19 protein-coding genes are annotated in these 22,433 nt (G+C 50.5%); 7 read left to right on the top strand and 12 right to left on the bottom strand.

Annotated features, from left to right (window positions below):
- Nucleotides 1-35: 35 nt before the first annotated feature.
- Nucleotides 36-1,268, bottom strand: a complete 1,233-nt coding sequence (gene mdfA / locus QUE34_RS04980; RefSeq protein WP_286338931.1) for a multidrug efflux MFS transporter MdfA — start codon at nucleotides 1,266-1,268, stop codon at nucleotides 36-38.
- Between the two features lie 285 nt (nucleotides 1,269-1,553).
- On the opposite strand from mdfA, the gene ybjG reads away from it, so the two are divergent.
- Both ybjG and deoR read left to right on the top strand, forming a co-directional pair.
- Complete coding sequence (gene ybjG, locus QUE34_RS04975; protein WP_024212110.1) at nucleotides 1,554-2,150, top strand: undecaprenyl-diphosphate phosphatase; 597 nt, start codon at nucleotides 1,554-1,556, stop codon at nucleotides 2,148-2,150.
- 57 nt (nucleotides 2,151-2,207) lie between these two features.
- Complete coding sequence (deoR, locus tag QUE34_RS04970; protein WP_000450117.1) at nucleotides 2,208-2,966, top strand: DNA-binding transcriptional repressor DeoR; 759 nt, start codon at nucleotides 2,208-2,210, stop codon at nucleotides 2,964-2,966.
- 46 nt (nucleotides 2,967-3,012) lie between these two features.
- On the opposite strand, the gene dacC is transcribed toward deoR, so the two are convergent.
- Nucleotides 3,013-4,215: a serine-type D-Ala-D-Ala carboxypeptidase gene (dacC, locus tag QUE34_RS04965; RefSeq protein ID WP_000195961.1), complete on the bottom strand. Its 1,203-nt coding sequence runs from the start codon at nucleotides 4,213-4,215 to the stop codon at nucleotides 3,013-3,015.
- Between the two features lie 246 nt (nucleotides 4,216-4,461).
- Between dacC and gstB the strand changes: the two genes are divergently transcribed.
- Nucleotides 4,462-5,088 (top strand): glutathione S-transferase GstB, encoded by a 627-nt coding sequence (gene gstB / locus QUE34_RS04960; RefSeq protein WP_032302772.1) that lies wholly within the window; start codon nucleotides 4,462-4,464, stop codon nucleotides 5,086-5,088.
- On the opposite strand, the gene yliI is transcribed toward gstB, so the two are convergent.
- Together yliI and bssR are read right to left on the bottom strand one after the other, a co-directional pair.
- Entirely contained in the window at nucleotides 5,085-6,200 is a 1,116-nt protein-coding gene (yliI, locus tag QUE34_RS04955) for an aldose sugar dehydrogenase YliI (RefSeq protein WP_286338930.1), read from the bottom strand. The genes gstB and yliI overlap by 4 nt on opposite strands.
- 110 nt (nucleotides 6,201-6,310) lie before the next feature.
- Entirely contained in the window at nucleotides 6,311-6,694 is a 384-nt protein-coding gene (gene bssR / locus QUE34_RS04950) for a biofilm formation regulator BssR (protein ID WP_000497137.1), read from the bottom strand.
- Between the two features lie 212 nt (nucleotides 6,695-6,906).
- Here bssR and rimO point away from each other — a divergent pair, with 212 nt between their 5' ends.
- Nucleotides 6,907-8,232 carry a 30S ribosomal protein S12 methylthiotransferase RimO gene (gene rimO / locus QUE34_RS04945; RefSeq protein ID WP_032302771.1) on the top strand — a complete coding sequence of 442 codons (1,326 nt, stop codon included), beginning with the start codon at nucleotides 6,907-6,909 and terminating at the stop codon, nucleotides 8,230-8,232.
- A 46-nt stretch (nucleotides 8,233-8,278) separates the two neighbouring features.
- On the opposite strand, the gene QUE34_RS04940 is transcribed toward rimO, so the two are convergent.
- The 7 genes from QUE34_RS04940 to iaaA form a co-directional block, all read right to left on the bottom strand.
- A complete protein-coding gene (locus QUE34_RS04940) occupies nucleotides 8,279-9,607 on the bottom strand; it encodes a GGDEF domain-containing protein (RefSeq protein WP_105268534.1) in 1,329 nt (442 codons plus the stop codon).
- A gap of 7 nt (nucleotides 9,608-9,614) precedes the next feature.
- Nucleotides 9,615-11,963 carry a sensor domain-containing phosphodiesterase gene (locus QUE34_RS04935; protein ID WP_032302844.1) on the bottom strand — a complete coding sequence of 783 codons (2,349 nt, stop codon included), beginning with the start codon at nucleotides 11,961-11,963 and terminating at the stop codon, nucleotides 9,615-9,617.
- Nucleotides 11,964-12,140: 177 nt separating this feature from the next.
- On the bottom strand, nucleotides 12,141-13,052 hold the full coding sequence (gsiD, locus tag QUE34_RS04930; RefSeq protein ID WP_032302769.1) for a glutathione ABC transporter permease GsiD: 912 nt from the start codon (nucleotides 13,050-13,052) through the stop codon (nucleotides 12,141-12,143).
- Between the two features lie 2 nt (nucleotides 13,053-13,054).
- A complete protein-coding gene (gene gsiC / locus QUE34_RS04925; RefSeq protein ID WP_032302768.1) occupies nucleotides 13,055-13,975 on the bottom strand; it encodes a glutathione ABC transporter permease GsiC in 921 nt (306 codons plus the stop codon).
- A 17-nt stretch (nucleotides 13,976-13,992) separates the two neighbouring features.
- Entirely contained in the window at nucleotides 13,993-15,531 is a 1,539-nt protein-coding gene (gsiB, locus tag QUE34_RS04920; protein ID WP_105268533.1) for a glutathione ABC transporter substrate-binding protein GsiB, read from the bottom strand.
- Between the two features lie 19 nt (nucleotides 15,532-15,550).
- Complete coding sequence (gene gsiA, locus QUE34_RS04915; RefSeq protein ID WP_286338974.1) at nucleotides 15,551-17,422, bottom strand: glutathione ABC transporter ATP-binding protein GsiA; 1,872 nt, start codon at nucleotides 17,420-17,422, stop codon at nucleotides 15,551-15,553.
- Complete coding sequence (gene iaaA / locus QUE34_RS04910) at nucleotides 17,409-18,374, bottom strand: beta-aspartyl-peptidase (RefSeq protein WP_000513761.1); 966 nt, start codon at nucleotides 18,372-18,374, stop codon at nucleotides 17,409-17,411. Before iaaA ends, gsiA begins: the two co-directional genes overlap by 14 nt.
- 203 nt (nucleotides 18,375-18,577) lie before the next feature.
- Between iaaA and moeA the strand changes: the two genes are divergently transcribed.
- Nucleotides 18,578-19,813, top strand: coding sequence for a molybdopterin molybdotransferase MoeA (moeA, locus tag QUE34_RS04905; protein ID WP_032302765.1), 1,236 nt, complete (start codon nucleotides 18,578-18,580; stop codon nucleotides 19,811-19,813).
- Nucleotides 19,813-20,562: a molybdopterin-synthase adenylyltransferase MoeB gene (gene moeB, locus QUE34_RS04900; protein ID WP_032183812.1), complete on the top strand. Its 750-nt coding sequence runs from the start codon at nucleotides 19,813-19,815 to the stop codon at nucleotides 20,560-20,562. The genes moeA and moeB overlap by 1 nt, the downstream gene beginning before the upstream one ends.
- Before the next feature lie 178 nt (nucleotides 20,563-20,740).
- On the opposite strand, the gene fsa is transcribed toward moeB, so the two are convergent.
- Nucleotides 20,741-21,403, bottom strand: a complete 663-nt coding sequence (gene fsa, locus QUE34_RS04895) for a fructose-6-phosphate aldolase (protein ID WP_103253278.1) — start codon at nucleotides 21,401-21,403, stop codon at nucleotides 20,741-20,743.
- A 130-nt stretch (nucleotides 21,404-21,533) separates the two neighbouring features.
- Between fsa and QUE34_RS04890 the strand changes: the two genes are divergently transcribed.
- Nucleotides 21,534-22,433: a glycyl-radical enzyme activating protein gene (locus tag QUE34_RS04890; protein WP_001353332.1), complete on the top strand. Its 900-nt coding sequence runs from the start codon at nucleotides 21,534-21,536 to the stop codon at nucleotides 22,431-22,433.

The following is a 22,433-nucleotide window of genomic DNA, read 5'->3' as shown; positions in this document are numbered from 1 at the left end:
AAATGCCTGATTGCTTTGCGCAACCAGGCATTTTTTTACCCTTCGTGCGAATTACCTATCTGTTTATCTTTTAAAAAGATAACCATCAGCAGCAGCCACAAAATCCCGTTGGCAAGGTTGAAGAGATTAAACAGGCCATTTCCCCCATTCAGCCAGGCATGTTTGCTGATTTCAATACCGACGGTAAAAATAAGCATTTGCAACATTCCCATCGCCGCAGAAACCGTACCTTTACTCATATCGCTGGCAAACAGGGTCAATCGCACCAGTCCCGCATTCGCCAGGCCAATACCGAAAGCATAAATACTTAACCCGGCGGTCATCCACAAATACGCGTGCGATGAGATAACCGTTGCCGCAGCAGCGACCAACAGGCCAATCATAATCGGCCAGCCGCCCATAATAATCAATGAACGTACGGTGCGGCGCGAGGTCAGACGCGCTAGCAGCAAGTTACCCGCAATTAATGCCCCGAAAATAGGCACTTGCAGCAAGCCATATTCATAACTGCTCAACTGCTCGCCGGTAATGATGATAATCGGCGACTGGGCGATCCACGCCAGCAACGGCAGGCTAACGAATCCCAGCGCCAGTGCCCCTGCCACAAAGCGACCGTTCTTCAGCACCAGCTTATAGTCACGACCGAGTTCTTTCAGCGACAGTTTCTCGCCTATACGCGTGGCGGTTTCAGGCATGGCTCGTTGCAGACCGAAAAAGGAGATCGCTGCCAATGAGGCAAACAAGACGAACATCCCTTCCCAGGGCAGCACATGGATCCACGCCGCGCCCACCAGCGGACCAAGTAGCGGAGCAATCAGCGCCACGTTCGCCATCAGCGCGGTGATCTTGATACAAACCGCCTCTTCGAAGGACTCCTGAATTGCGGCGTAACCCACAGCGCCAATGAAACAGAGGCTTATGCCCTGCAAGAAGCGCAACAGCGTGAATTGTTCAATGTTTTGCGCCAGTAATATCGCCAGACAAGTGATGATAAACCACACTACCCCCGCCAGCATCACCGGACGGCGACCAATACGATCCGACAGTGGTCCCAGCAGCCACTGTAAAAACATCCCGCCCGCCAGATACGCGGTCATCGAAGTAGGAACCCAATCAATGCCCGCCTGATACTGCTCCACCACGGCCAACATGCCGGGTTGAATCATATCGTTGCCGATATAGGTTGAAAATTCGTAAAGCACCAGACAGAGAGGGAAAAGTAACGCCTGACGTCCAAGCCTGGCACCGGAAGCTAATCTATTTTGCATGCAATTTCTTCGCCAATAATAATCGCGCAAAGTTTAATAAAAGCGCAGCTAACGAGAAAGCGAATTTTGTAGCTGAAACTTCGGTTAAGCACATTCTTACATTATTGCGAGTATAGCTACGCTTTCTTTAAGTTTTATTTAACCTATGCTCGTTACAATCAGCCACCGTAAACAGGGCCGCTTGAGGGAAATAAGACGATGCCGCTTTACCCAGTTTAACCTGCACTTTATTCTCAACGACTTGCCTGTATTGGCTCCCTTTTAATCACTTTGCGTCGGGAAGTTATGCTGGAAAATTTGAATCTCTCTCTATTCTCTCTTATTAACGCGACGCCAGACTCTGCGCCGTGGATGATCTCGTTGGCGATTTTTATTGCTAAAGATTTGATTACCGTGGTGCCGCTGCTGGCCGCAGTACTTTGGTTGTGGGGGCTTACAGCACAACGGCAACTGGTGATAAAAATCGCAATCGCGCTAGTCGTCAGCCTGTTAGTGTCCTGGACGATGGGGCATCTTTTCCCACACGACCGACCCTTTGTCGAGAATATCGGCTATAACTTCCTGCATCATGCGGCGGATGACTCATTCCCGAGCGATCATGGTACGGTAATTTTCACCTTTGCACTGGCATTTTTATGCTGGCATCGCCTGTGGTCCGGTTCCCTTTTAATGGTACTGGCTGTTGTCATTGCCTGGTCGCGCGTTTATCTTGGCGTGCACTGGCCGCTGGATATGCTCGGTGGATTGCTGGCAGGTATGATTGGCTGCCTTAGCGCTCAGATTATCTGGCAAGCGATAGGGCATAAACTCTATCAACGTCTGCAATCATGGTATCGCTTCTGTTTTGCATTACCGATCCGCAAAGGCTGGGTGCGTGACTGATCTCTGCTAAAAAGTGTAGTATTGAGCGGCTCGCTTCAATAACTATTCAGAGGGATTATGGAAACACGTCGCGAAGAGCGTATCGGGCAACTGCTGCAAGAATTAAAACGCAGCGATAAGTTACATCTTAAAGACGCCGCCGCCCTGCTTGGGGTTTCGGAGATGACGATTCGTCGCGATCTGAACAACCACAGCGCCCCCGTCGTTTTGCTTGGCGGCTATATTGTTCTGGAACCGCGCAGCGCCAGCCATTATCTGTTAAGCGATCAAAAATCCCGTCTGGTAGAGGAAAAACGCCGGGCGGCAAAACTGGCTGCGACGCTGGTAGAACCCGATCAGACCCTCTTTTTTGACTGTGGCACCACCACACCGTGGATTATTGAAGCGATTGATAATGAAATCCCTTTTACCGCCATTTGTTATTCGCTAAATACCTTTCTGGCACTGAAAGAGAAACCTCATTGCCGCGCGTTTCTTTGCGGTGGTGAATTTCACGCCAGCAACGCCATTTTCAAACCCATCGATTTTCAGCAAACGCTGAATAATTTTTGCCCGGATATCGCTTTTTATTCCGCGGCGGGGGTGCATGTCAGTAAGGGCGCTACCTGTTTTAATCTTGAAGAGTTGCCGGTAAAACACTGGGCCATGTCGATGGCGCAAAAGCATGTGCTGGTTGTCGACCACAGTAAATTTGGCAAGGTGCGTCCGGCACGCATGGGTGACCTGAAACGCTTTGATATTGTAGTGAGCGATTGTTGCCCGGAAGATGAGTATGTGAAGTACGCGCAGACGCAGCGTATTAAGTTGATGTATTAACAACGAATAACCGGATGACGTTTCGCGCCATCCGGTTATCAGAAGATTAAGAGAACCAGCTGCCGAACCACTGATGGAATTTCATCATCACGAAATCCCACATCCGACCAAAGAATCCACCCTCTTCCACATTTTCCATCACGATCAGCGGGCGCTGTTCAATGGATTTACCGTTAAGCTGGAAATCAATGGTGCCGACAACCTGACCTTTTTTCAGCGGTGCGGTAAGCTGCGGTTCCGTTAACGTATAACTCGCTTTCAGGTTTTTCAGCTGCCCACGCGGTATGGTCACGGATCCCGCTTCGCCTGCCCCGAGATTCACTTCGCTCTTATCACCAAACCAGACGCGCTGAGTCACAAAGGTGGCATCAGGTTTAATTGGCGTCACGGTTTCAAAGAAGCGGAAACCCCAGGTCAATAATTTCTCAGACTCATTAAAACGGATACGGTCAGTTTTCGCCCCCAGCACTACGGAGATTAAACGCATATCGCCCTGGGTAGCAGAAGCAACCAGATTATATCCCGCGCCTGCCGTGGTTCCTGTCTTCATGCCATCAACATTCAGATTGCTGCTCCACAGCAGACGGTTACGGTTAGGCTGACGAATTTTGTTGAAGGTGAACTCTTTCTCTTTATGAATGGCGTACTCTTCTGGCACATCGTGAATCAGTGCTTTACCCAGCAATGCCATATCGCGTGCGGTACTGAACTGCCCCGGCGCATCCAGACCGTGCACCGTCTGGAAGGTCGTGTTGGTCAGCCCCAGTTTTTTGGCATAACCATTCATCAAACCAATAAATGACTCCTGGCTCCCGGCAACGTAATCAGCCAGCGCAATACAGGCGTCATTACCGGACTGGATAATCACGCCTTTGTTCAAGTCTGCCACCGAAACCTGATCGCCTGGTTTGAGGAACATTACCGACGAACCACGCAGTGCCGGGTTTCCCGTCGCCCAGGCATCTTTACCGACCGTCACCATATCGGTGAGTTTAATCTTATCGGCCTTAAGCGCCTGCCCAACCACATAGCTGGTCATGATTTTAGTCAGGCTCGCGGGGTCCAGTTTCTCATCCGCATTGCCTTCTGCCAGCACTTTACCGCTGGCGTAATCCATTAAAATCCATGCACGCGCATCCACGCTCGGCGCTTCAACGGTTTGTTCCGCCGCGAATGCCGTTGGGGCAAAAAGGAATAAAAATGCAGAACCCGCTGCAAGACCACGAAGGAGAGAGGAGTATTGCGTCATAAATGCCACCCGAGTATCCATTCAAAAAAAATACGTTATATCGCCGTATGATAAGTTCGGTGATTAATAACGCACACACAAACTTAAAGAAACCGTAAGTTGGTAAAGTTTTTAAAGTTTATGCAATATCCTGCCGCTTCGCTGCTTCTGCCGTCATTTTTTTGCCAGCTGTTGCTTAAAAGTTAACTTTACTTCACCATCAAAGTCCTGTTCAGCCTGTGGCTGCCTGTCGGAAAAGGGGTAAGTATGATTACGCTGTGGGGTCGGAATAATTCAACCAACGTAAAAAAAGTATTGCTGACGCTCGAAGAACTGGAACTACCTTATGAGCAAATTCTCGCGGGCCGTGAGTTTGGGGTAAACCACGATGCTGATTTTCTGGCGATGAACCCTAACGGGCTGGTGCCGTTGTTGCGTGACGACGAAAGTGATCTCATTCTTTGGGAATCAAACGCCATTGTCCGCTATCTGGCGGCACAGTATGGGCAAAACCTCCTGTGGATCGACTCACCGGCACGCCGTGCAGAAGCGGAAAAATGGATGGACTGGGCAAACCAGACGCTCAGTAATGCCCACCGCGGGATCCTGATGGGATTAGTCAGAACACCACCGGAAGAGCGCGATCAGGCCGCCATTGATGCCAGTTGCAAAGAGTGTGACGCCCTGTTTGCCCTGCTCGATGCGGAACTGGCAAAAGTAAAATGGTTCTCTGGCGACGAGTTTGGTGTGGGCGATATCGCCATCGCACCGTTCATCTACAATTTATTTAACGTTGGCCTGACCTGGACACCGCGTCCAAATCTGCAACGCTGGTATCAGCAACTCACTGAACGCCCCGCAGTGCGCAAAGTGGTGATGATCCCCGTTAGCTAATTGCGTGGGCTAACTTTAAGTAATTCCCCACTGGACTCGTCGGTGAGAACGTATAAATAACCGTCGGGTCCAGTACGAACATCACGAATTCGCTGCCCTCTGTCCGTTAAAATACGGCCATCTTCTGTCACTTTGTCGCCGTTGACGCTCATCACAATGACATCTTTATCTTTCAGCGCGCCAATAAATAATTTTTGCTGCCACTGGGGGAATTTATCGCTGTTATAGAAGGCCATGCCGCTCACGGCGGGCGAATCTTTCCAGTAAAAAATAGGTTGCTCGGTCCCGGCGACGATCTCCCCTTTCGCTTCCGGTATTTTAAAGCCTGAATAATTGATTCCCCAGGTTGCCAGCGGCCAGCCGTAGTTTTTGCCTTTTTGCGGGATATTAATTTCATCACCACCGCGTGGGCCATGTTCATTCAGCCACAGTGCATTACTCCACGGATTCATCGTCATTCCTTGCGGGTTACGAATACCATAAGACCAGATCTCGGCGCGTGCATCGGATCTCCTGGCAAAAGGATTATCATCCGGGATCTCGCCCTGGTCAGTAAGACGCACCAGTTTGCCCTGTAATTTATCCAGATCCTGCGCCGTCGGGCGCTGATTGTTTTCGCCCAGAGCAATAAAAAGATAACCTTTACCGTCGAATACCAGCCGCCCACCAAAATGGTTGCCGGTAGACAGTTTTGGCATCTGGCGAAAAATGGTGCGGAAGTCGGTCACTTTTGAAAGATCATCACTTAAACGACCATACCCCACGGCAGTTCCGGCTTTGCCATCATCGCCAACTTCGGAATAGCTTAACCAGATGCGGCGCGACTGGGCAAAATCAGGTGCTAAAGCCACATCCATTAAGCCGCCCTGCCCGTGCGCCCAAACTTCCGGCACTCCGGAAAGCGGCGCAGATAATCCTTTTCCTGCTTGCCAGCGACGCAACTCACCGCCGCGCAGGGTGATTAACATGCCGTGATTATCGGGTAAAAAGGCCAGCGCCCAGGGGTGATCGAGTTTGTCTTGCAGTACTTCGACATTTACCGTTGCAGGAGCTGCCCAGAGAGCAGAAGAAAGACAGATAAGGGGCACAAGGAAAAAGGATTGTCTCTGCATAACGCCTCCAGATTGACTCTGGCTTAAAGCGTAGTCAGTGAAGGCGATAACAAATTCATTTTTACAAAAACTTAAATATGAAGGGGGAGACGCTTTCTCCCCCTTTGTTTTCAGGCCTTCTCAAGCATGGCATGTTTCTGCAGGCTCTGGATACTCAGCGTTAAGCTCATCAGACAATTTTCAAGCTTATCGGCGTTGACGGTAATAACAGTCGGGCAATCATGGTGCCCACTCATCAAACATACTGCGGCTGTCGCTAATGCTTCTTCAGCATGATGAAGAGCACTCCACTCTTCCTGATCCAGATGAAGATTCAACCGCAGCGATTTATCGTGCAGTTCGCGATTCAGTTTAAAAAAGTTATCTCGTAGATGATTGCTTTCGCTGACGGACATGTATCCTTTTGCCTTCCTCAGTTGCACGTATGCAGCGAGGTCAACGCGTGCGTCGATCAACCGGTTCAGCAGATCGATTCGCTGTCTGTCAACGAACATACTTCGATCCTCCTCTTTCCAGCCTTGTTGCAATTAAATAGTATGGCTATTTATTGAGCAAAATGCTGTCCAGGATCAATTCTTCACGCCGAATTAACAAAATTTACATTTCCTTCGCCTCCGCCAGCGAATGAGATTGCGATACAAATTTTATCCAGAACTCTGTAGAATCCCTGCCCTGACCTTTCCTGTAACTGAATATTTTTTAAGCTATGAGCAAAGTAACTCCCCAGCCGAAAATCGGCTTTGTTTCCCTTGGCTGTCCGAAAAACCTTGTCGATTCAGAGCGTATTCTCACCGAACTACGCACCGAAGGTTATGACGTGGTACCGAGCTATGACGATGCGGACATGGTGATCGTCAATACCTGCGGCTTTATTGACAGCGCGGTACAAGAATCACTGGAAGCCATTGGCGAAGCGTTGAATGAAAACGGCAAGGTAATTGTGACCGGTTGTCTGGGGGCGAAAGAAGATCAGATCCGCGAAGTCCACCCGAAAGTGCTGGAAATCACCGGGCCTCATAGCTATGAGCAGGTTCTTGAGCACGTTCATCACTACGTACCAAAACCGAAACACAACCCATTCCTGAGCCTGGTGCCAGAACAAGGTGTGAAACTGACGCCGCGTCATTATGCCTATCTGAAAATTTCTGAAGGCTGTAACCACCGCTGCACCTTCTGCATTATTCCGTCTATGCGCGGCGATCTGGTGAGCCGTCCGATTGGCGAAGTGTTAAGTGAAGCGAAACGACTGGTTGATGCGGGCGTTAAAGAGATTCTGGTGATCTCGCAGGATACTTCCGCCTATGGCGTCGATGTTAAACATCGTACTGGCTTCCACAACGGCGAGCCGGTAAAAACCAGCATGGTCAGCCTGTGTGAACAGTTATCGAAACTGGGGATCTGGACACGTCTGCACTACGTTTACCCTTATCCACACGTGGACGACGTCATCCCACTGATGGCGGAAGGCAAAATCCTGCCGTATCTGGATATCCCGTTGCAACACGCCAGCCCGCGCATTCTCAAACTGATGAAGCGTCCGGGTTCTGTAGATCGCCAACTGGCGCGCATCAAACAGTGGCGCGAAATCTGCCCGGAACTGACCCTGCGCTCAACCTTTATTGTCGGCTTCCCTGGCGAGACGGAAGAAGATTTCCAGATGCTACTCGATTTCCTGAAAGAAGCACGTCTGGATCGCGTTGGCTGCTTTAAATACAGCCCGGTTGAAGGCGCAGACGCCAATGCCCTGCCTGACCAGGTTCCGGAAGAAGTGAAAGAAGAACGCTGGAACCGTTTCATGCAGCTGCAGCAGCAGATTTCCGCCGAGCGCCTGCAAGAGAAAGTGGGCAGTGAAATTCTGGTGATTATCGACGAAGTGGACGAAGAAGGCGCGATTGGCCGCAGCATGGCAGATGCACCAGAAATCGACGGCGCGGTTTATCTCAATGGTGAAACTAACGTTAAGCCGGGTGATATCCTGCGAGTGAAAGTCGAGCACGCCGATGAGTACGATTTGTGGGGTAGCCGGGTTTAATTAATTCAGGCAGGGCAACATCATTTGCCCTGCCTGCTAATAATGATTACTGCCAGCTAATCTGCGCCCTGCCGTTTTTCTTACTCTTATACAGCCGCTCATCCGCCAGCATTTTCAAACGTTCAACGGTGGTACATTCATTTGAATGCGCTACACCGATACTGGTGCTCAAGTTAATACTCCCCACCTGGAAATGGACGATTTCTTTTAGAATCGATAGCAACTCCTCCAGCGTTCCGCCAGTATAAATCACCGCAAATTCGTCACCGCCGAAGCGGTAGACTTTACCTTTATCTACCGGGATTTGTGATTTAAGGATTTTCACCACTTTCATCAACACTTCATCGCCCAGCAAATGACCGAAGGTGTCGTTAATGTTTTTGAATTTATCGACATCAAAAAGACACAGATAGCCCCCTTTTTCCGGCAGGGCTTTTAAATCTTCATCAAAGGATTTTCTGCCCATTGCTTTGGTCAGGTCGTCCAGAAACGCCGAGTTATACATACTGTAGAGTTTTTTGACATCGGCAGCCGAAAAGAAAAGCCCACCGTCCAGGACGCGTTCAAAATGGTTATTAATAATGGCTTCTTTCTCCACAATGCCACGATTAATCACTCTGCGCACCAGATAAAGGCAGCTAGCACCCGATATCACTGCCACCAATGCAGCAAAGAAAATAATCAACATACATACCTGAAAATAAACGTCTTTTTTATACGAAAATACGTACAATCCGGTCGGCAAATAGGCGAAGTGCTCCATTGCTTCCGAAACGGTGAAGATGGCGTTTTTAGCATTATATTCATCACCGGTCACCGGTTTACCGTTCTTAAACAGAGAGAACATCAGGTTCTCGCTATCCATCACCAGCGATTTTGACAGTAAAGAAAAACGCTCCAGACCAAGCAAAAATATCAGACTGCGATTGTGAGTTACCGGATAGAGGTAATAGACGAAGGTTTTACCGTCAAAAGAGATAAACCCTGTATTTTTGACATGTCGATACTTAACAACCTGCATAATATCTGCACAATAATTTTTCTCGAACTCCTTTACCTGAATACATTCGTCACTGGAAATCAGATAAGGACCGACATCGTACAAATAAGAGGGTGAAACCGAGTCGGCGTAAGCTGTGCGCAAGCCAACCAACAGCTGTTCCTCCGTGGGATTTAGCGTGTTGATGAGATCAATTGCCACGCTACGCCGATATTCAGCAATATTTGCCACCGCAAAAGCAGTATCAATAACGGACTGTTTCAGGCCATACACCCGTTCCTTTACCATTTGAGTGTAGATCCCGCAGGCAACTGCTGAAATCATGATAAAAATCAGCAGACTGACTGTAAGTACGAACTTATTGATTCTGGACATACGTAAACTACTCTTTTACTAATTTTCCACTTTTATCCCAGGCGGAGAACGGCATGGGTTTCTGGTACAGATACCCCTGAGCCTGAACACATCCTAATTTGATTAATTCGCGCGCAACGTCTTCGCTCTCTACGCCTTCCGCAATCACCGGGATCCGGTTATAGCGTGCCAGATCGAAAATAATGCGCACAATTTTCCCCGCAGTACCGAAAATATCGCCGGTAAATTGCGAGTCCACTTTTATACTGTCTGGATTAATTTCATAAAAACGTTTCAGGTTTGACAAACCGGTGCCAAAGTCATCAATCGATATCCGTACCCCTTGTTTACGCAGTTGTTCAATATTGAGATAAAAATGTTCATTAATTCGCTCGATCACAGTTTCAGTGATCTCAACACAGAGGCTGTTCGCCTTCAGGCCATTTTCTTTCATGATGGTGGTAAAACGCTCATGAAAGTGTGGTTCGTTTAACTGCCAGGGCGAAACATTAATATGCAGTAAGAAACCGTCCTTCAGCGACGCACGCTGACTAAAATGTCTAAATTCACCCATTGCCGTTTTAATAATCTGATAACCCAGCGCATTGATAAACCCGATATCTTCAGCAATGGTAATGAACTTCAGCGGTGAAATGATCCCCCGCTCCGCAGACACCCAACGGCACAACGCCTCCGCGCCCAGAATGGCGCGGGTGTTAATATCAACGATCGGTTGATAGACCAGGAATAGTTCGCCAATTTCCATTGCATGGCGAATATTACGCGCAATCCAAATATTCTCTTCTATTTCGTTGAGCTTCGCGTCATCACAGAAAATAAACTCTGAGAACATATGGTCACGGATACTGGAAATCGCCAGTTTCAGTTTTTCTGCGTAACTCCAGGCGTTTTCTCCCTGCAAAGGTTCACAAATAGCAGACTTATGGATGCGCAGATTGCGGTAGCCAAAGCTGCTGTCAAAATCGTTTATCGTCGCTATCTTACGGGTAAACGTCTGGACATTTTCCCGGCACAGGAGTAAATAAAGATCGGCATTGAATGTCACGATATCGCAGCATTGTGCATATTTCTCGGCAATTCGCTGACACAGTTTTCTGACGATTTTATTACGCTCATCGACACCAAACACCGCTTCAACGGCTTCCAGGCCACACAGTTTGATGATCCCCACAGCCAGATACTGATTATTGTTGGACTCAATAATCGCCATATTTTTAATAAAACCGCTTTCTTGATCGTAAGAGATCAGCGAGAGCAATTTATTCGAACGTTCAATTTCGGCATCTTTCATTTCCGCGATCGAATTTTTGATGCTGATAATCTCTTTCGCATCGCCTTCGCGAATTTTCAGAGCCTCGATTTGATCCGTTGAGTCGGGCAAAAATGCCAGCGTATTAACCAGCTCGGTCATTTCAGAAAATTGCCGACGGAACACACGAGTGGTCATTAAATAAACCACCAGCAATACGATAATAATGAAAGCAAACGGCAGATAAAAAAGTTTATCTGATGCGTTCAATAAATTACCGCCAGGATAATAAAAATAGATTTCGAATAATGCGTTGTTTGGCACCGCTGATGTTTTTTCGATATATTCAGTATCGACAGAATCAATAATATTATAATTGCCTTCGCTATTATAAATAATCAGTTTTTCACGAGCGAGTTGATTCTTGGCAATGATCTCATGGCCTTGTTTCAAAAATAGAACTTCATCATTAGCGCTGATTTGATCAAGATACTCGTTCAGATATCGCCAGTTTAAATCGACATGAATTTTATCCACCACTAACAAATCGTGATCTTTGCCGTTGATGCGTAGCGTAAAAGAGATACATTTTTTACCCGGACGATCAAAGCAATTGTATGCCGGATTCCAGCTGTTGTTAGAGTCATCTGAAGCCACAGACCACGGTCGTTTCGATGGGTTAAAATCGGCAAAAATAACCCGCCCTGACTCGTCGACAAGCGGTCCATTTACTTGTTCCTGATGATAAACAGCGATTTTATCATTTGCCCTCCGTGAAAAGAGATAATATTTATTATCATCAAGTACCAGTCCCACCGAGTCTAAAAATGGCATCATTTCCATTTTAAGGATCACAGCGCGTTGAATCTCCTCTGTATTTTTTAATAAATACAGTGAGTCCTTTAATGTCAGGGCCGAACGTTCAATATCTTTAAAGAAATAGCCAACGTTTTTCTGAATAAGTTCAAAGCGGCTATCGGCACGTTTTACCGCGCGTTCCGATACCAGTTGATAGTTAATGATGAAAAAAAGGCCAATAAATGACAGTGCTGCCAATAAAAATAAAATTATCAGCCTTATCTTTATCTTTTCGTATAAACTCAGCATGTTAATACATTTAACAAAATAACTGTCTGAACGCTGTGCCGCTGCAAAAACAGTCCCTTGCTGCGGCTTTTTAACCAAATTACCCGATTCTACAAAATCAGCAGAAAGTTACAACACTTGCTTAGGGCAATAATTTCCTGTGAGGTGATTACCCTTTCAAGCAATATTCAAACGTAACTATCCTTTAATTTTCGGATCCAGCGCATCGCGTAAACCATCACCCAACAAATTGAACGCCAGTACAGTCAGAAAAATAGCCAGGGCCGGAAAAATAGCGACATGCGGCGCGATAACCATATCCGCTCGTGCCTCATTGAGCATTGCTCCCCACTCTGGTGTCGGCGGCTGCGCACCGAGGCCGAGAAATGACAGGCTGGCCGCAGAGATAATCGAGGTACCGATGCGCATGGTGAAAAACACCACGATAGACGAGACGGTCCCAGGCAAGATATGACGCAATAAAATGGTCATATCGCTGGCACCAATACTGCGTGCTGACTCAATAAAGGTTTGCCGTTTCAACACCAGCGTGTTGCCGCGCACCAGGCGGGCAAACGCGGGGATGGAAAAAATGGCAACGGCGATAATCACGTTAGCGATGCCGCTTCCCAACACCGCAACAACAGCGATGGCCAGCAAAATACCCGGGAAGGCAAACAGCACATCGCAAATGCGCATGATCAGCCGATCCCACCAGCCTTCATAATATCCCGCCAGCAAGCCCAGCAACGTCCCGATCGCCGCACCGATAAACACGGCAAACACGCCCGCCGCCAGCGAGATTTGCGCACCAACCAGGACACGGCTGAAAATGTCGCGTCCCAGTGAATCGACGCCAAACCAGTGCTGCAAAGAAGGTCCGTTATTCAGATTGTCATAATCGAAAAAATTTTCGGCGTCATAGGGGGCAATCCAGCGTGCAAAAATGGCCACCACAATCAATAAAATGACGAATAATGCGGCGGCCATCGCCATATGCTGATGGCGAAATCGTCGCCAGAATTCATGCCACGGTGTACGTACCTGGTCAGGTTTAACCAATGGCATGGCGTTTAACACCGCCTGACGTCGCCAGTTAAATATTCGCATCCTTACTTGTACCTGATAGCCGGGTTAATGGCGGCATAAAGCACATCCACCACTAAGTTGATAAGAATAAATTCCAGCGAGAAAAGCAGAATTTCCGCCTGAATCACCGGGTAATCGCGCATTTCTACGGAGTCGACGAGTAAGCGTCCAAGTCCGGGCCAGTTGAAGACTTTCTCCACCACAATGGAACCACCGAGTAAAAAGCCAAACTGTAAGCCCATCATGGTCACTACCGGGATCATCGCATTGCGTAACCCGTGTTTGAGGATGACCCAGGTTTCGCTCACCCCTTTCGCCCTCGCGGTACGCATATAATCTTCGCTTAAAACGTCGACAAACGATGCGCGGGTAAAGCGCGCCATCACGGCTGCCACTGCCGCGCCGAGCGTCAGGGAGGGTAAAATGTAGTGCTGCCAACTGTCTGCACCTACGGTGGGTAACCAGCCAAGTTCAACTGAGAAAACCTGAATCAACAGTATTCCTAACGCAAATGCCGGGAATGAAATCCCTGATACCGCGATAGTCATACTTAATCGATCCGGCCAACGGTTACGCCAGACAGCGGCGATAATACCAGCCCCCATGCCGAACAGCACCGCCCAGGTCATACTGGTAATAGTCAACCATAGAGTAGGCATAAAGCGGCTGGCAATCTCATCGGCAACGGGACGACGCGACACCATCGACAGGCCAAAATCGCCCTGTACGGCATTGGTGATATAGTGCCAGAACTGGTGATACAGTGGCTGATCCAACCCCAGTTGCTGACGCACCAGCTCGATGACCTGCGCATCGGCTTCTGGTCCGGCAATCAATCGCGCTGGATCGCCGGGGAGCATATGAACAAACAAAAACACCAGCACCGAGACGATAAACAGCGTCGGAATCAACCCCAGTAAGCGTTTGATAACGTAATTAAGCATTCCACTCCCTGCGTTGCTTATTGCAAATCCGCGTCTTCAAAGCTGAAACCGGTGTCTGGCATGATCCAAAAACCGGTCAGGTTTTTACTGTGTGCCGACACCAGTTTTTCTACCACCAGCGGGATCCACGGCGACTCTTGCCAGATGATATCCTGCACCGCCTTATATAAACGGGTCTTTTCTGCCGGATCATTAGTTTTCAGTGCCTGAGCCAGGAAGTCATCCACCTGTTTATTGCTGTAAAACGCGGTATTAAACAGCGTCGGTGGCCAGTTCTGCGAGGCAAACAGCGGCGATAGTGCCCAGTCAGCTTCGCCGGTTGAAGCCGACCAGCCAGTGTAGAACATCCGCACGCCGCTCTCTTTTTGCCCTTTACCTTCAACTTCTGCCGCCCGCTGTCCGGCATCCATCGCAGTCACCTGGGCTTTAATCCCGACCTGCGCTAACTGCTGCTGGGTAAATTGCAGCACTTTCTGCGCGGTGCTGTGGTTATGTGACGACCACAGCGTGGTGCTGAAACCGTTGGGATATCCCGCCTCTTTCAGTAATTCGCGCGCTTTCACTGGATCGTAAGGCCACGGTTTATAACTTTGCGCGTAGGCGATACTTGGCGGTACCACACCAGTAGCTGGCGTTGCATAGCCCGCGAAGGCTACTTTCACCAGCGCCGGGCGGTTAATGGCGTAATTCAGCGCCTCACGGACCTTCGGGTTATCGAACGGCTTTTGCGTCACGTTCATACTGATATAACGCTGCATAATTGACGGACTGGCCATCAACTCGATATTTTTGTTTTTCTCCAGCAGTGCGGCCTGCTCGTAGGGAATGGGGAAAGCAAACTGCGCTTCACCGGTTTGCAGCATTGCCGCGCGGGTGTTGTTATCCGCCACCGGACGCCAGGTTATGCTGTCCAGTTTGGGCAATCCTGGCTGCCAGTAACCCGCGAATTTTTTCACTTTCACAAAATCGGTCTGATTCCAGGTATCCAGTTCATACGGCCCGGTTCCCACCGGATGAAAACCAATATCCTTGCCATATTTTTCCAGCGCTGCCGGTGAAATCATCGCGGTCGCCGGATGGGCAAGAATATTAATAAACGCTGAAAACGGCTGTTTGAGGGTAATCTTTACCGTTGTCGGATCGATCGCTTCCGTTTTGGCAATATTCTTATACAGGTTATAGCGTTTAAGATGATTCGCCGGATCGCTGGCCCGGTCCAGATTCGCTTTTACCGCCGCTGCGTTGAAATCGGTGCCATCCTGGAATTTAATTCCTTCCCGCAGTTTCACGGTGTAAGTAAGGCCGTCATCGGAAACGGTATAACTCTCCGCCAGCACGTTTTTCAGTTTCATCTCTTTATCGAGACCGAACAGCCCCTGGTAAAACGATTTCGCTACGGCCTGAGATAACGTGTCATTCGCGTCATATGGATCGAGCGTGGTGAAGTTCGATCCTACCGCCACCACCACATCTTTGGCAGCGAATGCACAAGATGCCATCAACGCTGTCGCAATGCCCAGCGCCACTAACCCACTACGGTGTACAGCTCTTGCCATTTTATTCTCCGCCTGAATGTTATCTACGCATGAATGCGTATTCTGATTGTGGTTGTGCGACGTAATGCCCCGGCCCGACGCATTGCAACGAGACGGCTGCAACCTCTTCGCCACGCAGATGAATATTGCTGGGAAGATCGTCCGACAGCAGTACACGCTGCGGTCGTTGTCGGGACGGTTCAGCGACCGGAACTGCCGCCAGTAATTTACGCGTATAAGGATGCTGCGGGTTTTCAAAGACCGCGCGCCGTGGACCAATTTCAACAATTTGTCCGAGATACATCACCGCCACACGATGACTAATCCGCTCTACAACGGCCATATCGTGGGAGATAAACAGATACGCAATGCCGAAATCACGCTGGAGATCGAGCAACAAGTTGATAATCTGCCCGCGAATAGAAACATCCAGCGCTGATACGGCTTCATCGGCAATGATCACTTTTGGATTCAATGCCAACGCGCGAGCAATGCAGATGCGCTGGCGCTGACCGCCGGAAAACTCATGCGGGTAACGCCAGGCATGTTCAGGTAACAGGCCCACGCGCTCTAGCAACCACGCAACGCGTGCAGCCGCTTCTTTACCTGGCAATAAACCGTGTACGCGCAGCGGTTCGATAATCGAATCACCGATGGTCTGACGTGGGTCCAGCGAAGCGTAAGGGTCCTGAAAAATAAACTGAATATCGCGACGCAATGCCTGAAGTTTGCCGGGTGACAAAGTATCGATTCGCTGACCGTTAAAGATAATTTCGCCGCCCTGCGATTCGACCAGGCGCAGCAACGCCCGCCCGGTAGTGGATTTACCGCTGCCAGACTCGCCCACCAGCGATAGCGTTTCGCCAGCCCAGAGATCAAAACTGACTTTCTCAACGGCATGCACTTCCCGCGTTACGCGATTCAACAAACCGCTGCGCAAAGGGAAACGGGTGACCAGATTACGCACCCGTAAAACAGGTTCGCCATCCACCACCGTTTTCTGCTCGATGGGTGGTTCCTGTTTCGCTGGATGTTCAAGCGATATCAATGGGAAACGTCGGGGATTATCTAACCCTTTCATCGCACCAAGTTGCGGAACAGCAGCTAACAGCGCACGGGTGTAAGGATGTTGCGGTGCATGAAAAATCTGTTTGACGCTACCCGTTTCCACCGCCTCGCCCTGATACATCACCAGTACCCGATCGGCAATCTCTGCCACCACACCCATATCGTGAGTGATAAAGATAACGCCCATCGACATCTCTTTTTGCAATACTTTGATTAATTGCAGGATCTGCGCCTGAATAGTGACATCCAGCGCGGTGGTTGGCTCATCGGCAATCAGCACCGCCGGGCGGCATGACAGTGCCATCGCAATCATCACTCGCTGGCGCATCCCGCCAGAGAGTTGATGCGGATAACGTGAAAGAATGGTTTGTGCCTCCGGAATGCGTACCTGATCCAGCATCCGCTTCGCCTCGACCATTGCTTCTTCACGACTGGCGTTTTGATGCAGACGAATTGATTCGGCAATCTGTTCACCCACGGTAAATACCGGGTTCAGCGATGTCATCGGCTCCTGAAATATCATCGCCATATCCGCACCGCGCACATGGCGCATTTGTGCAGCGCTCTGTTCGCTAAGTTCAATCACCTCACGACTGCGCCGCCGCAACAGCATTTGATCGCACTGCACTAAACCACCCGCCTGTTCCAACAGGCGCATCAATGCCAGCGCAGTCACTGACTTACCGGAGCCGGATTCGCCAACAATTGCCAGCGTCTCACCACGTTGTAGGCTAAAAGAGAGATTGCGGACCGCAGCTATTTTCTGCTGGTCCTGCCTAAAGGCAATATTCAGATTTTCAACCGCCAGCACATCACCGGCATCAAGTTCATCACTGTGTGGCAACGGTGTCCCCTTTTTCACGGTAGATACCGGTGGTTGGCGTATCGCCTGCGTAGCCCCAGGCGCGATACATTCCTTCGGTGTTAAACGGTAGCGCGACGTTACCTTCATGGTCGATAGCGATTAAGCCACCGCTACCGCCAAGCGCAGGGAGTTTTTCCATTACTACCCGCTCGCAGGCTTCCGCGAGACTTAATCCGCCGTAATCCATTAACGCGGCGATGTCATATGCCGCCAGCGCGCGGATGAAGACTTCGCCCGTGCCGGTACAAGAAACCGCCACACTGGCGTTATTGGCGTAGCATCCGGCGCCCACTAAGGGACTATCGCCAACTCGTCCGGGTAATTTATTGGTCATTCCGCCCGTGGACGTGGCTGCCGCCAGATTTCCGTCTAAATCCAACGCCACGGCACCCACGGTGCCCATTTTCTGTTTTTCATCCAGTGGCGCACCGCTATGGTCGAGAACCGTTGCCCCTTCCTCGCGCGCTGCCAGGAGTTGTTCATAACGCAAAGGCGTGGAGAAAATCTCCGGCGAGACGCGCTCCATGCCATGAGCAAATGCAAAATTTTCTGCCCCTTCGCCAATCATCATCACATGCGGGCTTTGCTCCATCACCAGGCGGGCAGCAAGAACCGGATTACGCAGATGACTCACGCCCGCCACCGCACCGGCTTTCAGGGTGTTACCATCCATCACACAGGCGTCGAGTTCATGCGTTTCATCTCGCGTAAAGACTGCGCCAATTCCGGCGTTAAACAGTGGACACTCTTCCAGCAGACGCACCGCTTCCGTCACCACATCCAGCGCACTTTCGCCCGCTTCCAGCATTTTCTGCCCGGTTTCAACAATGGCAGACAGCGCCTCGATGTAGCGTAATTCCTGTTGCAGACTCATCTGCGCGCGGCTAATTGCACCTGCGCCGCCATGAATTGCAATGACTGCTTTGCCCATAGTATTCGTCCATTAAGGGTGGCTCGCCACTTTTGCTATAAATATCAGAATTTTTATGAATTACTCATTCAATTTTTGAATATAGAAAGATGGATATGGCATGTAAAGGCAGGAGCCAGCGCTACGCCCGAGGTGGCATACAGTCTGTGGCGTTTTTCTGACATAATAGGCAAATTCGATTTTGCCTCCGCAGGAGTGTTTTCATGGAATTTACCACCGGATTGATGTCGCTCGACACCGCGCTTAATGAGATGCTTTCTCGCGTTACCCCACTGACCGCCCAGGAAACGCTGCCACTGGTACAGTGTTTTGGTCGTATTCTGGCGAGCGATGTCGTTTCGCCACTGGATGTCCCGGGGTTTGATAACTCCGCTATGGACGGCTACGCGGTGCGTTTAGCCGATATTGCCTCCGGGCAACCGCTGCCCGTTGCCGGTAAATCCTTTGCCGGTCAGCCGTACCATGGTGAATGGCCTGCGGGTACCTGCATTCGTATTATGACCGGTGCGCCGGTGCCGGAAGGCTGCGAAGCGGTGGTGATGCAGGAACAGACCGAACAGACTGACGCTGGCGTGCGTTTTACTGCTGAAGTGCGTAGCGGGCAAAATATTCGCCGTCGCGGTGAAGATATCTCTGCGGGTGCGGTTGTTTTCCCAGCGGGAACACGCCTGACTACCGCAGAGCTGCCAGTGATTGCTTCGCTGGGAATTGCCGACGTTCCGGTGATTCGTAAAGTGCGAGTAGCGCTGTTTTCCACCGGTGATGAACTCCAGTTGCCAGGCCAGCCGCTGGGCGACGGCCAAATCTACGATACCAACCGTCTCGCCGTGCACCTGATGTTAGAACAGCTGGGTTGCGAGGTAATCAACTTAGGGATTATTCGCGACGATCCACACGCCCTGCGCGCCGCTTTTATTGAAGCCGATAGCCAGGCGGATGTGGTGATCAGTTCCGGCGGTGTTTCAGTGGGTGAAGCGGATTACACCAAAACCATTCTTGAAGAGCTGGGGGAGATCGCCTTCTGGAAGCTGGCGATTAAACCAGGTAAACCGTTCGCGTTCGGTAAACTCAGCAATAGCTGGTTCTGCGGCCTGCCGGGCAACCCGGTTTCAGCAACGCTGACCTTCTATCAACTGGTACAGCCTTTGCTGGCAAAACTAAGCGGCAATACCGCCAGCGGCCTGCCCGCGCGCCAGCGTGTGCGCACGGCATCGCCTCTGAAGAAATCGCCAGGACGCCTTGATTTCCAGCGCGGCGTGCTGCAACGCAACGCCGATGGCGAACTGGAAGTGACGACCACCGGACATCAGGGTTCACATATATTTAGCTCCTTTAGCCTCGGCAACTGCTTTATCGTACTGGAGCGCGAGCGCGGCAATGTGGAAGTGGGCGAATGGGTGGAAGTAGAACCGTTTAACGCGTTGTTCGGAGGCCTGTAATGGCGGAACTCAGCGATCAGGAGATGCTGCGCTACAACCGGCAAATCATTCTGCGCGGTTTTGATTTTGACGGTCAGGAGGCGCTAAAAGATTCTCGTGTGCTGATCGTCGGCCTCGGTGGACTCGGCTGTGCAGCTTCGCAGTATCTGGCAAGCGCCGGTGTCGGCAACCTGACACTGCTCGACTTCGACACGGTTTCGCTCTCGAATCTGCAACGCCAGACTCTGCACAGTGATGCCACGGTCGGGCAACCGAAGGTGGAATCCGCCCGTGACGCCCTGACGCGGATCAACCCACATATTGCGATTACACCCGTCAATGCACTGCTAGATGACGCAGAACTTGCAGCATTGATTGCTGAACACGATCTGGTGCTCGACTGTACGGATAACGTTGCGGTACGCAATCAACTGAACGCAGGCTGTTTTGCCGCAAAGGTGCCGCTGGTTTCCGGGGCGGCAATTCGTATGGAAGGGCAAATCACGGTCTTCACTTATCAGGACGGCGAGCCTTGCTACCGCTGCCTTAGCCGTTTGTTTGGCGAAAATGCGTTAACCTGCGTAGAAGCAGGCGTGATGGCACCGTTGATCGGGGTGATTGGTTCGTTGCAGGCAATGGAGGCGATCAAACTGCTGGCAGGTTATGGCAAACCTGCCAGCGGCAAAATCATCATGTACGATGCGATGACTTGCCAGTTTCGCGAAATGAAACTGATGCGTAATCCGGGGTGCGAGGTGTGCGGGCAGTAATTGCCAGCCCCAGGCCTGATAAGTCGCGGCAAGCGTCGCATCAGGCATTTGCTCCAGACGCCAGATGCGGCGTGAACGCCTTATCTGGCCTACGGTTCGGGCGCAGATTTCCAGGCGCGGCAAGCGTTGGTGCACTCCACCATGTCATCAGCAATTGATGAGGATGCAGAACGTCCGGTTAAATCGACGTTCTGCCAAAAGCCCCCTGCCAGTCCTGCTCAAACTTCGCCACGGCGGCATCAACTGCCGGATAGCTAATCATCTGCTGCGCCACATCCAGTGGCAGCGTGATTGATTCACATCCTGCCAGTAAGCAATCCAGCGCCTGACGCGGGGTTTTAAAACTCGCGGCTAACACTTTCGCCTGCGGCGCATGCATTTTCAATAACTGGTGTAAATCGGTCACAGTTTGAATACCGCTACCGCCCTGAGCATCAATTCGGTTGACGTAAGGTGCAACGTACTCCGCACCTGCCAGCGCCGACAGCAGCCCTTGTGCCGCGCCATACACTGCCGTACCCAGCGTCGGAATACCTTCTGCTTTTAACATTTTAATAGCAGCCAGCCCCTCGGCAGTCACCGGAACTTTCACCACGATATCTGCAATAATAGAACGCAGTTGACGTGCATCATTCACCATCCCTTCGGCAGTGGTAGCCATTACCTGGGCAAACAGACGCCCCTGACCGCCCATCGCTTCGTGAAGCTCCGGAAGTACCACCTCCAGCGGTTTTTTACCCGCGGCGATAATACTTGGGTTAGTGGTCACACCCGCCAGCGGAAAAATACGTGACAGTGTCTTCACCGCAACAACGTCTGAAGTATCCAGATACAGTTCCATAACCATCCTCAAAATGTACTTTTTGTCTGAATGTAGACTATCACGGGAAAACTCTCTGAACAGTTGACGCACATCAATCTAACTTTCATTCGAAAGTATTTTAATGTTTGAACGAAACAGAGAGGCAACTATGATTTTCAATATTCAGCGCTACTCGACCCATGACGGCCCCGGTATCCGCACGGTCGTTTTTCTTAAAGGCTGTTCACTGGGCTGCCGCTGGTGTCAGAACCCGGAAAGCCGCGCCCGCACGCAGGATCTGCTGTATGACGCACGTCTGTGCCTGGAAGGCTGCGAGCTGTGCGCTAAGGCCGCGCCGGAAGCGATTGAGCGCGCGCTGAATGGTTTGCTTATTCATCGGGAAAAGTTAACCCCGGAGCATCTGACGGCGTTAACCGACTGCTGCCCGACACAGGCGTTAACCGTGTGTGGTGAAGTGAAAAGCGTTGAGGAGATCATGGCGACCGTTCTGCGCGACAAACCGTTTTACGATCGCAGCGGCGGCGGCTTAACGCTTTCCGGTGGTGAGCCGTTTATGCAGCCGGAAATGGCGATGGGGCTACTGCAAACCAGCCACGAAGCCGGTATTCATACTGCGGTAGAAACCTGTCTGCATGTGCCGTGGAAATACATCGCCCCTTCTCTGCCGTATATCGATCTGTTTCTTGCCGATTTAAAACACGTTGCCGACGTGCCGTTTAAACAGTGGACCGACGGTAACGCCGCCAGAGTGCTGGATAACCTGAAAAAACTCGCAGCGGCGGGGAAAAAAATCATCATCCGCGTGCCGTTGATACAGGGCTTTAATGCCGATGAAACCTCTGTGAAAGCCATTACCGATTTTGCCGCCGACGAGCTGCACGTCGGCGAAATTCATTTCCTGCCCTACCACACGCTGGGCATCAACAAATATCACTTACTTAATCTGCCCTATGACGCCCCGGAAAAACCGCTTGATGCGCCAGAACTGCTCGACTTTGCCCTGCAGTATGCCTGCCAGAAAGGGTTAACCGCGACCTTACGAGGATAA

This window comes from Escherichia sp. KS167_9B (genome assembly GCF_030295215.1).
Taxonomy (GTDB): domain Bacteria; phylum Pseudomonadota; class Gammaproteobacteria; order Enterobacterales; family Enterobacteriaceae; genus Escherichia; species Escherichia coli_F.
Note: the sequence above shows the minus strand (reverse complement) of the source record. Positions and strands in the feature narration are given on the sequence as shown.